The organism is Roseofilum sp. (assembly GCF_982964205.1).
In genome coordinates this window covers 68304-81118 of sequence record NZ_CEZBFX010000010.1, presented here as the reverse complement: position 1 = coordinate 81118, position 12815 = coordinate 68304, and the positions used below count along the sequence as shown (strand labels likewise).

Below are 12815 nucleotides of genomic sequence, written 5' to 3'. Positions count from 1 at the left end.
ATAGAATTGAATCCACCACCGCTAACAGTTATTGTGTCACTACCACTGCCACCAGAGATAGAATTGAATCCACTGCTAGTACTGATAGAGTCATTACCATCATTGCCATTTATTGTATCTTTACCTCCATAGCCAAAAATTGTATCGTCACCAGCAGTTCCATTGAGAAGATCGTCACCAGCAGTTCCATGAATATTGTTTGTACCTCCAGTTGTACCTCCAGAACCTTGTGTTGCTTCAGCACCAAGATTAAGTTGGTATGATGCATTACTACCAGACGAATACACTTGCAGATAGTAATTTCCTTCTCCTAAATTTCCCCCGAGATTGAGTGTTTTTTGATAAGTATGCACGCCGTTAATGCTACTATTACTAGTACTCAGTGAAGTCCTCAATCCACTAGATGTCAGAGACCCATTTTCTAGAGAGACGATCCTCTCTCCAGCATCTATCTGTCCATTGTTGTTAGCATCTCGATATAGCCCAAGATTATAATTTCCTCCATCAATTTTTAAATCAAAACTGCTATTTGATTCCAGGTTAAAGCGATAGTAGTCATTCGGGTCACTTGGCCCTACAAAGTCATTGAATTGTCGAGATGTACTCAAATTTCCTAAATCTCGTGCTGTGCTTGGAGTATTGTCAGTCATAATGAAAATTCCTCATATCTCAGAGTATCCGAATTTATTCTGAGCTTTAGCTTTAGTTTGATACTTTAATTTAATCAAATACCAATCAGTTTATCCACTCATATCTCATTGGTATTTTTTGGAAGCCAACCTAGTTTTTGTAGGCTGGTATTACAGATATGCAAAGTATTTCTGAGCTGTAGCTTAAGTTGGATACCGCAATTCAATCACATCCCAATTGATTTATCTACGCATATCTCATGGGTGTTTTGTAGAAATAAACCCAGTTTTCATAGGTTATAATTACGGGTATACTGAGTTTCAGTTCAATCAGAGTGCAAGCTCATACAAAACCTAGTCTTATGCTTTCTGCCTGTGAAGAAGCTATGAATGCACAACCGACCTTAGATCTCGATGCGCTTATCGAACAAATGCAGAAGATTAAGGGCAAACCTTTATCTAAAGCCGAGCAAGAATACTTGGGTTGCTTAATTTGTGGATATACTGGATACGAAATGGCGTTTCGTCGTAGATACAAGCGCAACCCAAAGCTTGCAGAAGATTTTGGTCAGAAAGAGATCCATCAAAAATCTAAAACCATCACGAGTGATACAGCATCTAGGTTTATACGTGATGTGCTTAAAGAAATTCTTAATCTTGATTCAGAGCGGGAGAGATTACCTAGTGGCGAACACTTAATCGCTTGTCTCAAAGCAGCAGGATTTGAGAAGGAAACATCTCCGTCTCTAGAAGATAAAGATCGCCAGATCCTTAATATTATGTTACAAATCCCCCCTGAAGTGATCCTAAGCCCACAACAGCGTCGTCAAGCGATAAAACTCCTAGAAGAAATATTACCTGGAAAATGTATTGGTTTTTTTCAATCACTGGAAATTAAGGAATAAGCTACTGCTATGTCTGACCTCAACTCTAACTCTAATGTCAATTCAACGGCTTTGGTTTTCCAAGGCGACGATCGCGCCTATGAGAGATTGCAAGCTCTCTGGCAATCTGGCGAGCTTGAACAGATGCTGGGTTTTCCTATTGCTCAAGTAGGACTGTTACCAGAAGTTCCCAACCTCAACTCTCAACCTCACAATCTTGGCCAGTGGCTCAAGGGTTCTCTCTTCAGGGATGGTTGGAGAATGGCTCAAGGGACTCTAGTTACTTTGCTCAATCTTTATTCTCCCCTGGCTTCTGCCTACCGCAGTCCAACTCAAGCTCGGCTGAACGAACTTACTTCCAGCCCAGATTCGCCAGCTAATCGAACAGATTTGGAGGAACTTCTTCAGCAAGCTGCATCAGATCGAGTGAAATTGGCGGTTATTGGAAAAATAATCGATCGAGACCCTGAGAATGCAGTAGCTCTAGAAGCTCTTAAGTTACTGTTGGCTAATCGTTCTGAACACATTCGTCGCTTGGCTGCTTTTTATTTAGGGCAATGCACTGCTGAAAATTCTGGTATTCTAGATGCTCTAGTTGAGCAAATTCGGCAAGAAGAGGATAGCGAGGCTTGTTGGCAAATGGCAATGAGTCTGGGTCAAATTGCACCAGAACACCCAGAAGCGGCGATCGCACAAACCAAAGCGCTCCAACTTGGCAGTTATCCCCTTGTACTTCTAGTCGCTCTTAAATTGAGCCAAGCACAATCCGATCAAATCGACATCTTGCTACAAGTCAAACCAGAGGGAGAAGAACCAACCAGCTTGCCTGAAGGGTTAGAATTAGTGGTATTAGACAGCAATGGCAATAAAGTCCCCAGAGACTCATCTTCATCAGAATATCTAGAAAAAGTAGCTCTCGCTGATGAGATTTGCTTGCCTCTAGAACTTTATGGCTCTCCTGGAGAAGAATTTACAGTCCGTCTCAATTATCAAGAGGACAGGATCGCTGAAAGGTTTATTATCTAGTCTCCAGCAAAGTTTTCCTGCAAGAGCTGTTCGATCTCTGGTAAAATCCGGTTTAATTCTAGGAACGTCGGGCTATTTTCCGATAATTCTACCATCATCCCCCGCAATTGCCGGATTGCATTTCTGGCCAACTTCTGAACTTTTGTCTCTTGAAGATTTTGTCCTGCCGATGCCAGCATTTGCAGCTTTTCTAATGCTTCGACGCGATCGAGATCGTCCAGAGAAGGATCGTCGATGACTGTAGCCTGTAGTTGTTCCAGTAGCTCTGCAACTCTAGGTTGACCGACACCTCGCAGCTCCTGCCAAGTCCAAGGAATTTCAGCCGGATTTTGACAAATTACAGGTAGCCAACTGGCACAGAAAAATTGATTGTCTAATTCCCTTAACTTTTCTCTGGCTTGGCGAACCGATAAATAAAGGGACTCACCACGAGCAAACGTATCCATAAAGTATTGCAGAAATTTCTGAGCAACAACATCGGGTACTGGCTCTCGCATCACGATAATTTGCGGGATCTGTAATCTGGCTAATTGTTGAGCTAAACCCAAACCATCACAGGAGTTAAAAATGGCTAACTTTAGACCTTGCTTAATTCCTGTTTGCAGCGCATCTTGCAACTGTTTAATCGTCAAACTGTCGGTTCGATTAATGTAAATACATCCCGTATCTCTATCTCCTTGACTTTCGCTGTGTCCGGCGAAAAAGAGAATATCCCATCCTCTGATATCTTGAAGGGTTTCCTCTAATTCAGCCTGCTGAGGTTCAACTAAGCAAACAGTCTCTGCGGTTTCAATGCCTTCTAGTAACTGCCGGTCTCGCTCGAGATCGATACCTTCCGAGTTACCGAGAACAATTAACACTCGAACATTATGCCTTGTATTGGGAGATTTTTCAACTAGATCGTAGGCTGTCGTACTCAGAGCAATTTCAGCCTTTTCATAAGTTTCAAACCAGTTCCATAGCTGCCAAGGCAGTTGCCGCAGCAGAGGATCTTCAGTTTGAATCAAGACTCGAATCTCATAGTTATAGGGGAGCTGGGCCTGTAATTTTTCTCGAACTGGAAGAAATGCTTCTGAATTTAGCCATTCATTGATAGCTTGTGATAACCTCTGAGCAGATTCATCTAATTCTCGCTGAAATGAAGTGTTAGGAATTTGTTTTCTCCGGCCACCTAACCTCAAATTTTGTCCCACGGTGCGGTAAGTATCTTGCCAGGTTAATAATGCAGTAGGTAACTCCGCAGAAGGGGGAAGCTGACCAGGCATCTCATTGGAAGGCAGTGCAGCATAATCACCAACTTGTAAGATCAGAGGAAAACCTGTCTCAAAGTTGCCTGCTCCAATCTTCAGCATTACTCGTTTACCTACATAAACTTTATTATCCAGCACTTGGGAATCTTTAAAGTTTGTTTTTATCATTCCCAAGAGCATCTGAACTTTACTATCTCGATCGGCAAGCATAGATAAAAATTTCCGATCGGGGGAAGATTGAAGGCGTTTGTACTCTCTAAAGTATTCGGCATGAAGTTGCGATCGGTCAGTACCCTTTGCCACTTTTGCTCTTATAAGAAGTTGATCTTGATTTTTGCCTCGCCGTTCGATTGAAACAATTTCAAGGTTTGCTTCTGGATGATTATCCATTAATCGATCTAGTGAAATTGCAATTGCCCGTGGATCGATATCCTGACGATGGTAAAGATCGAGAGTCTCTTTGAGAGGAGTGATAAAATCAGCAAAATCGCCGGGTTCAAATATTTCGTTACGATTATCGGGTTTACGACCTGTATCTGGGTCATCCTCAGTTGGTAAACGAGTAAAGATAAATTCACATCTTATATTATCTAACTTGGTTTCAGCACTAATACGCCAGTCTTGAATAAAAGCACCGGTCAAACAAGCACCTGTTAAGTCAGCTCGATCGAGTTGAGTTTGCACGAGCTTGGCAAGAGATAGGTCAGCACCCTGTAACAAGGTGTCTCCCAAATCAGCACCAATAAAATTTGCCTTTCTAAGATTAGCATCGATCAGGTTAACACTTCTCAAAGACATTCTTTCAAAATTCTTGTCTTCACCGTTTCGAGTAACCGCCAATTGTAAAATTTCGGCTTCTTTCAAGTAACTATTACCGACACTAGCAAAATCTAATCCCTGAGTGTTCAGCCAATTGGTATGTGCTATTATGGCATGGTTCAACCGAGAATTTTTGAGAAATGCATTAGCGAAATTTGCACCGGTCAAGTCACTAGATTGGAAGTTAGTTCCGCCTAATGATGAAATTGATAAGATTAATTGTCGAACAATGGAGAATTTTTCCGATCCACGAACCGCTTGCCTACTGATGTAGTTACCCAAAACAATTAGAATTACTAATATTAGAATAGCCAGTAAGATTGCCCACTCTCTTTCACTTTCAATGACCGCAGCAACTATTGCTCGAGAAAGGTTCAGTGCGCCAAACTGCTGACGAAGTTCGGATACCACAGTATCTAAATCATCGCTATTTTCTATAATATTGGATGAATATTTAACGAGTTGCTGGATGGCTCCAAAGCCAACAAAACAGCCCAGAGTTCCTAAAATAACATGGGTAGGATACTTGGAATCTGTAACTACAGTAGCCAGTCCTGTCGCGATCGCCTGCAACAAGCTGGCAACTACGATTAATGCAGAAACTAGGGCAGTGGCTCCAACCCCTGGTAGTATTCTCAGAGCTGTACCGACAATGGACAGCACAGTGACAACACTAGCAGCTAATGTGAGAATTCCTGGAATATATCCTCGCCATACTGTAACCACAGAGAACGTTACCAAAACTAACCAAGCAATAACGCCAGATATTAGACGGTAATCTTCAAAGTTAATAAAGTAAGGTTGCAACATGCCTGCTGCGATCGTACCTGTTAAACCACTCACAAGACCTGCTAATATTGCTGTCGCAACTGAAGTGAATAGCCAGAAAATAATCCAATGATTTGGCAGTCCACAAATAACATGGCTAAAGTCAGCTCCATTGAGTTTTGCATTTTTGAAGTTTGCACCACGTAGGTCTGCATGACTAAAATTACTACCTTCTAACTTTCGATCTCCGAAGGATTTGCCCTGGAGATTAGCACCACTGAAGTTGTAATTCATATTATCTTTAATTTAAATTAAAACGATCGAACATATAGCTAAACACATTTAATAAATAGCTGTAATTATTTTAAATTAAAGTAAGCATCAATATCTTCCAATATCTCGATCGCTTTAGGTGATAATTCAGATTGAGATTGCACCTCTAGAAATATCCCTCTTAACCATTGAACAGATTTTCTCACTTTCCTAACAAAATGTACTTTCCCCAAAATGGCACAGTCTAATATTTCTCTCAATTGAATTATTGCTTCTATTTGGTCAGACTCTGATAGGTCTAGATTAATAATCAATTGTTGAAGTTCTAAGATTAATTGACTTAATCGATTTAAGCTGAACTCATTAGAAGATTCAATTATCATAATTGCCTTTTCCAAATCAGCGTTGGTTGACTCTAAACTTCCATAAACTCCTTGAATCATACTTTCGATGCTCTTAACTCTCTCATTAGGGATGTCTATTAAAACCCTCGGATCGTTATGAGGTAGAGATTTGAGTAAATTATAATCCCGAAAATATTCTTGGCTTAACCTGGAGAAATCAACCCCTTCACTTGTTTTTGCTCTTAATAGCAATTTGCCTTCTCCTTTTCTCTCCATTGCCAGTAGTTCAATGTCCGATTCAGGATGGTTTTCTATTAACTTTTGAAAGGCAAATGCTACGGCACGGGGATCGACTTGCTGGTTGTGATATAGATCTAAAGTTCTGACTAACGGAGCAATGAAATCAGCAAAATCTCCATCTTTAAAATACTCCTCTCGATTGTCCGGTTTACGGAAACAATCGCGATTATCGGGTGTTGGGAGTCTCATATAAATATATTGACACTGAATATTATCTAGCTTAGTGTCAACAGTTATTCCCCAATCTTGAATGTATGCTCCGGTCAAACAAGCACCTGTTAAGTCAGTTTTATCTAAGTCTGCTTGGACTAGTTTGGCATCAGATAAGTTAGCATATCTCAACCATGTATTACTTAAGTCTGCACCAATAAAGCTTGCCTCATGAAGTTCTAAGTTGCATAGATTCAGACCCTGTAAATTCATGCGATCGAAGTTTTCACTTCTGCCTTGGCCTGTCAACAACAAATTTCTAATTTTTGGATTGTCTAAATAACTAGAACCGACGAGTGATGTATTGAGATGTTTAACTTCTAACCAGCAAGTACGATCGATTTTTGCTTGTCTAAAATTACAGTTTCTCAGTACAGATCCTGTTAAATTCGCATTTGATAACTCGGCTTGACTAAAATTTGTACCTCCTAATGCGGCCATTGTTGCTGCCAAACTTCTAATCAATGTAAATCGCTGGTCTTCAGCTATTGTCTTTTGACCAATGTAGCCACCAAGTCCCAAAATTAGACCTGATATAAGAATAGCAGATAGTTGACCTAGTAATGGTTGATTCGTTGCCGTAATTGTAAGAGCTTTCGCGATCGCTCCATCCCCTGATTCTGTAACAGTTTGAGCAATAGACCAAACAACAAAACTGAATATCAATCCAGATATCGAACTCATTACAGCAGTCAGTATCCTTAAGGGTCTAGATTGATCGATTAGAAGACTAATTGCTACAGAAGCTGACATCGTTATGTTGCCCACTAAAAACCAAGCAACAGCAAGAGCTACTGCACCAGTACCTGCAAGAATTGGTTGAAATAAATTACTTAATGGGACTAATGTAGAAATTGTAATAGTTGTTGCTACACCTCCTATAAGTATTCCGGAAGAGAGCGTCATTATTGTAAAAACACTTAGGGAGATTACAATAATGACTGATGGAATCAACGTAAACTCATCTGTAAATCTATTAGTGGCTGTACTCACTATCGTAATTCCTGACTGTATAGCAGCAATCGTGGCTATTGCTGCTAGAGTAATCGAAAAAATGGTAAGACCAATCATCCAACTATATGATTGTCCTGCCTCAACCTTACAAAAGTGAGCATTATCTAATGTTGCTCCTTTGAAATTTGTACTACGAATATTAGCATCATTCAAATTTATATCAGGTAACCCTTGGCCGGCTAGGGATTGACCCACCAGATTAACACCCTGAAAATTTCTTCTTCCTAATGAATATAACTTGATCAAGTCTTTAGCTTTCATCTCTTATTCAACTCAGGCTTGACAATCAACTAGGGTTTCACAAAAATCTAGTAATCGATTCATCCCCCAAAAATGATCTTCTAAATTATTTGTTTTACTAATGTGGCTGATATGCCCACCTTTTTTTGTTAGGATTAGATGAGCATTTCTATTTTGAGCCATTCGCTGTTTCATCTGCGGCCATATGCTGGGTTCAAAGAGAGGGTCATTTTGGGAATAAATAATTAGATAAGGAAGAGCCAACCGATCTAAAAAGTAAAGAGCGCTAGTTTGGTGATAATATGCAAAAATGCTGTTAAAGCCGTAGTAGTCAATAACCATTTCCCGATCATAATTATCGATTGAAGTGATGCATTCTACAGCACCTGGTTTTAAGGTATGGGGAAAAAGTTCTCGGCGTTTTTCTCCTTCAGCGCGGAAGTTGCGAACAAAACTCTGCTCAATCTTTCTACCGATTGATGTTTTTCGTAAATGAACCAGAGAAAGGTTAGACTCTAGGTGGGTTGAGAGAGTGGCTGCACCACATATTTTGGAACACTTTGTTTCCATTGCCGCTCTCAATCCCCATAATGCTAATTGTCCTCCCATTGAGACACCAGCGAGAATAACTGGGGGTGGGCAACCCATTTTTGTCAGTTGTTCTGCCAGATGGATTTGGTCTTGTCCTTCTCGCCAGCCGTAGGAGGAAGGAACGGGAGAAAGTTCTGCCGTTTTTCCGTGGCCTCGCCAATCATACAGAAGAATTGCAAAATTGCGGTTGTAAGCTTTGCGGGCAAACAAGTTAGCATACCAGGCTTTTTTGACAATTCCATTGAGACCTGTATTGAAGATGATAGTGCCTTTGACATGGGTAGGACAACTCCATAATCCCCAGAGGGGAACCCCTTCAGCACCAGTAAATATCTGTTCTTGCCAAGCATAAATTTGAGGCAGGTGACTTAACCAAGGAACGCGATCGCCCCACCGTTGCCAGGTTTTTCCATACCAGTATTTTGTGGCGAGGGTTTGGATTAAACCATCATTGAAATATAGGGGAGGTTGATATTTAATCATTCTCTGTCCTAATTCCATTGTTCTGTTTCTTTTCTCAGATACCACATTGACCAACGCCAAACACGCCTACTCACTACAAGGGAGGCGATCGCCCAAGCTATTGCGATCGCTAGAGCATACTGTGGTGCAATCAATCTCATCAGCAGAAGCAAGTACATTGTAGCTTCCTTGCTGGATAGCGATCGCCTGGTCTAGGGGCGAGAGAATCATAAGGAAACACCCGTCTACCTAGCTCAACAATTGGAAAGTGAACAAAGAAAACCGGCCTTAAATCCTCTAAAATGAGGCCAGTCAACGACTACGCTCAAGCCCTGAGTCAGTTCAATTGCAACGCGAAAAGATTACCCTCTCCCAGCTAGAAACCTTTCTATTCAAGGCCGCTGATCTTCTGCGCGGCAACATGGACGCATCTGAATTTAAAGGGCATTTCTATTAATTGACTATAGCCTAAATTTATGAGAGAACCAAATTTGTATTCTAAACTACAAAAAACTAACAAAAAAGCGTGTAATATTCCGTGAGGAAATAATCTAACCTGTCAAACCCTTGGCACAATTATTGTCACTCCCCCATTTTCCGGCTCGCACCCTAAAACTAGACAGTGGCTTAACCCTGATCCATCAGCAAATGTCAGCCACCCCCGCAGTGGTTGCGGATGTGTGGGTAAAAGCAGGGGCAATGCAAGAGCCAGAAGACGCACCTGGACTCGCCCACTTCCTGGAACATATGGTGTTCAAAGGAACAGCTCGCATTGGCCCTGGGATATTTGACCAAGTCATCGAAAATCGAGGTGGTGTCAGTAATGCGGCCACCAGTTATGATTATGCTCATTTCTATATTAATACCGCTGTTCATCATCTGGCTGATACCTTACCCTATTTAGCCCAAATTTTACTCCATCCGGCGATTCCGGAGGAGGAATTTTTGCAAGAACGAGAAGTGGTGATGTCAGAAATAAGACAAGTTCAAGACGATCCCGACTGGCTAGGATTTTCTTCGTTGCTGGAAAATTTATATCCCGATCATCCTTATGGACGCTCCGTACTGGGAACGCAAGCGCAAGTCTTAAACCATACTCCGCAACAAATGCAGTCATTTCATCAGCAGTGTTACCAACCGGAGAATATAACTGTGGTGTTAGTCGGAGATATTACTGAAACTGAAGCGATTCATTTAGTCAGTAAAAGTTTTGTGGGGTTTAAAAAAGAAAGGAGCAGTGAGAAAAAAGGGCGATCGCACAAGCAATGGGTCGCATTATCGCCGCACCATCTCACCCCAGACAATGGCAAAAAAAACCGAAAAACGCCTTCGATTTTTCCTCTAGAAACGATTCGCAGAAAGGAATTCAAGTACCCTCGCTTAGAAGAAGCCAGATTAATGATGGCATGGCTAGGGCCAGGAGTCAATCGCCTCAGTGACGCTTATGCTCTGGATTTAATTTCCGTACTTTTAGCCAGTGGACGGACTTCCCGTCTCGTGAGAGAATTACAACAAGAACAGGGTTTAGCTTATGGGATTGGCAGTGATTTTTCTCTGCAACAGGATTCTAGCTTGTTTACAATTACGGCTTGGCTAGAGCCGAAATATCTGAACGATGTAGAATTTTTGATTCGCGATCGCCTGGATACCCTCCGCACGACCCCCATTTTGGAGACTGAATTGCGATCGTGCCAGCGTCAACTGTGTAATGATTATGCCTTCTCTACGGAAACCCCTAGTCAATTGGCCGGATTATATGGATATTACAATACCGTCGCTCAAGCCAGGCAAGCGGTGAGTTATCCCCATCGGGTACGATCTCTAACTGCCGAAGAAATTCAGCGTGTAGCTGGAGAATATTTACACCCCGATCGCTATGTTGTCACCCAGTTGAAACCGTTGTGGCGATCGGGGAGTGGGGGAATGGGGGGATAGGGGGACTCGGAGATCGCCCATTACCCATGATTTTTAATTTTTAATTGACATGACAGTTACTCTTCTCTCTTCACTTCAATCGAATCGAGCCTCTCGCTTGCAACTGAGCAATGGTATTGTGCTGTTAGTGGTGGAAAATGCGATCGCCGATATTGTTTCGAGTCGTTGGTTTTTGCGCTCTGGATGCAGTTGCGATCCCCCAGAAAAAGCAGGTATCGCTAACTTAGTCGCGTCCTTACTCACCAAAGGAACCCCGGACTTTTCTTGGTCAGATATTGCCGAACAAATTGAATCGGTGGGAGCAAGCTGTGGTGCAGATGCAGCCGCAGATTATTTTCTCATGAGTCTGAAAACAGTTTCTGGGGATTTTGTGCCCTTATTTAAGTTAGTCGCCCAGTTGATGCGATCGCCCACTTTTCCCCTAGAGCAAATACAATTAGAAAAGCGCCTGGTTTTACAAAGCATTCGCCAATCCCAAGAACAACCGTTTTCCTTAGCCTTCAAAGGCTTGCGTGAAGCCATGTATGGGGATCATCCCTACGGAAAATCCACCCTGGGAACCCTAGAAAGTGTTGAGCGCATTACCCAAAACGATTTACAAGCCTTCCATAAAGCCTATTTTCGTCCCGATAACTTAGTCATTAGCATCTGTGGACGGATTAATGTATCAGAAGCTGTTTCTCTAGTTGAGGAGATCTTAGGCGATTGGGAAGTCCCAGAAAAACCCATCCCTCAAGTGCCTTTTCCACCCTTGAATCTAGATCGGATGTCTAGAATATCTCCTGTCATTCAACCCCAGGACACCCAACAATCCATCGTTATGGTCGGCTATCCAGGCGCACCAGTCAAGAGTCCAGATTATGCCGTGTTGAAATTGCTCAATACTTATTTAGGTAATGGCTTATCGAGCCGCTTGTTTGTGGAGTTGCGGGAAAAACGGGGATTAGCCTATGATGTTTCCGCCTTTTATCCCACTCGTCAAGATTTATCCCAATTTGTTGTGTATATGGGAACTGCTCCGAGTAATACGGGAATTGCCATTACTTCCCTACAAGAAGAAGTCGAGCGCTTAAGTGAAACGTTCCTAACCTTAGATGACTTGAGTACGAGTAAAAATAAACTGCTGGGGCAATATGCATTAGGCAAACAAACCAATTCCCAGATTGCCCAAATTTTGGGATGGTATGAAACCATTGGGTTAGGAATAGAATTTGATGACCACTTTCAAGAAACGATTGCTCAAGTGACCATTAACCAAGCCCAGGCTATTTCTCAAACTTATCTTACTTCTGGCTGTTTGTCGATTGTTGGCCCTCAAGAAGTCGTGGGTGAACACAAGTTGGGTTAATAGGTTGGAGATCGCGTTTCATTCCCGGTCTGATTTCCAACTCTTCTAATGACTTATGCATTCCCAAATTTTCGGCAATGAAAGCGTCTTTCTTTTGACGGAGGACAAAGTCTACACCTTCTAAGCTGAACCAATCTCCCAACTTATCCCTCTTCTTCCACTCTTGGAAATTCTGAGGAATTTCCGTCATTACAGCCCGCGAACTCCAAGGAAAGAATCAGGGTTTCACCCCCCTTTTTTGGAAAGTGACAGAAGAGGGATTAGCCTTCAAACTGTACCTCATAGAAGAGAGAACCGCTATAATACTCTTATCATCTTCGCTTAATTTCGTTTCAATCGTAATGCGATTGGGAGCTTTTTTGATTTCTTCAAATGTTTTTCCAGCATGACTTTCATCCAGAGCATCGAGCACATTAGCCAACCCATTCATAAACACTTGATTAATTTGCCCGTCATAGCATTTCACGGCGGGAATCTCCCCATCTCTTTTTACAATTTTAATGGCTGGGCGTTTTTCGTTAGCTTTGAGGCGATACTTTAAAATTAATAAAGTTCAACATTTTCATTAGACATCTCCTAGAATTAGGCTGAAACCTTAATGCTGTCGTTTAAAAAACGAAGTTTTAGGAGATGTCTATTGTATTCAAACCATACTTTCGCCTGTAACAAGGAGCTTAGAGTAACTGCTCTCTTAAGGTAAGCCCCTTGTCTCTTAAGGAGAG

At 41.8% G+C, this 12815-nt stretch carries 10 protein-coding genes; 4 read left to right on the top strand and 6 right to left on the bottom strand.

Annotation, left to right across the window (positions count from 1 at the left end; genetic code table 11):
- Nucleotides 1-650 (bottom strand): calcium-binding protein (locus tag AC3A14_RS05080; protein ID WP_487778923.1); only part of this gene is annotated, 650 nt, incomplete at its 3' end.
- Nucleotides 651-991: 341 nt separating this feature from the next.
- On the opposite strand from AC3A14_RS05080, the gene AC3A14_RS05075 reads away from it, so the two are divergent.
- Together AC3A14_RS05075 and AC3A14_RS05070 are read left to right on the top strand one after the other, a co-directional pair.
- Entirely contained in the window at nt 992-1534 is a 543-nt protein-coding gene (locus tag AC3A14_RS05075) for a hypothetical protein (RefSeq protein WP_318731205.1), read from the top strand.
- A gap of 9 nt (nt 1535-1543) precedes the next feature.
- Nucleotides 1544-2539 (top strand): DUF1822 family protein, encoded by a 996-nt coding sequence (locus AC3A14_RS05070; protein ID WP_318731204.1) that lies wholly within the window; start codon nt 1544-1546, stop codon nt 2537-2539.
- Here the strand turns inward: AC3A14_RS05070 and AC3A14_RS05065 are convergent.
- The 4 genes from AC3A14_RS05065 to AC3A14_RS05050 form a co-directional block, all read right to left on the bottom strand.
- Nucleotides 2536-5670, bottom strand: coding sequence for a pentapeptide repeat-containing protein (locus AC3A14_RS05065; protein ID WP_318731203.1), 3135 nt, complete (start codon nt 5668-5670; stop codon nt 2536-2538). The genes AC3A14_RS05070 and AC3A14_RS05065 overlap by 4 nt on opposite strands.
- Before the next feature lie 65 nt (nt 5671-5735).
- Entirely contained in the window at nt 5736-7778 is a 2043-nt protein-coding gene (locus tag AC3A14_RS05060) for a pentapeptide repeat-containing protein (RefSeq protein ID WP_318731202.1), read from the bottom strand.
- Nucleotides 7779-7790: 12 nt separating this feature from the next.
- The gene (locus AC3A14_RS05055) at nt 7791-8831 is read right to left on the bottom strand and encodes a YheT family hydrolase (protein WP_318731201.1); all 1041 of its coding nucleotides are present in this window, start codon (nt 8829-8831) and stop codon (nt 7791-7793) included.
- 66 nt (nt 8832-8897) lie between these two features.
- Complete coding sequence (locus AC3A14_RS05050; RefSeq protein ID WP_318731200.1) at nt 8898-9041, bottom strand: hypothetical protein; 144 nt, start codon at nt 9039-9041, stop codon at nt 8898-8900.
- Between the two features lie 336 nt (nt 9042-9377).
- Here AC3A14_RS05050 and AC3A14_RS05045 point away from each other — a divergent pair, with 336 nt between their 5' ends.
- Together AC3A14_RS05045 and AC3A14_RS05040 are read left to right on the top strand one after the other, a co-directional pair.
- The gene (locus AC3A14_RS05045) at nt 9378-10745 is read left to right on the top strand and encodes a M16 family metallopeptidase (protein WP_318731199.1); all 1368 of its coding nucleotides are present in this window, start codon (nt 9378-9380) and stop codon (nt 10743-10745) included.
- Between the two features lie 49 nt (nt 10746-10794).
- A complete protein-coding gene (locus AC3A14_RS05040) occupies nt 10795-12093 on the top strand; it encodes a M16 family metallopeptidase (RefSeq protein WP_318731198.1) in 1299 nt (432 codons plus the stop codon).
- Between the two features lie 217 nt (nt 12094-12310).
- On the opposite strand, the gene AC3A14_RS05035 is transcribed toward AC3A14_RS05040, so the two are convergent.
- Nucleotides 12311-12559 (bottom strand): hypothetical protein, encoded by a 249-nt coding sequence (locus AC3A14_RS05035; protein ID WP_318731197.1) that lies wholly within the window; start codon nt 12557-12559, stop codon nt 12311-12313.
- Between the last annotated feature and the right edge of the window lie 256 nt (nt 12560-12815).

Bases quoted from the DNA above. Each gene is read 5' to 3' on its own strand.
- AC3A14_RS05040 (WP_318731198.1), top strand. From the start codon at position 10,795: ATGACAGTTACTCTTCTCTCTTCACTTCAATCGAATCGAGCCTCTCGC.
- AC3A14_RS05060 (WP_318731202.1), bottom strand. From the start codon at position 7,778: ATGAAAGCTAAAGACTTGATCAAGTTATATTCATTAGGAAGAAGAAAT.
- AC3A14_RS05065 (WP_318731203.1), bottom strand. From the start codon at position 5,670: ATGAATTACAACTTCAGTGGTGCTAATCTCCAGGGCAAATCCTTCGGA.
- AC3A14_RS05050 (WP_318731200.1), bottom strand. From the start codon at position 9,041: ATGATTCTCTCGCCCCTAGACCAGGCGATCGCTATCCAGCAAGGAAGC.
- AC3A14_RS05055 (WP_318731201.1), bottom strand. From the start codon at position 8,831: ATGATTAAATATCAACCTCCCCTATATTTCAATGATGGTTTAATCCAA.
- AC3A14_RS05075 (WP_318731205.1), top strand. From the start codon at position 992: ATGCTTTCTGCCTGTGAAGAAGCTATGAATGCACAACCGACCTTAGAT.
- AC3A14_RS05070 (WP_318731204.1), top strand. From the start codon at position 1,544: ATGTCTGACCTCAACTCTAACTCTAATGTCAATTCAACGGCTTTGGTT.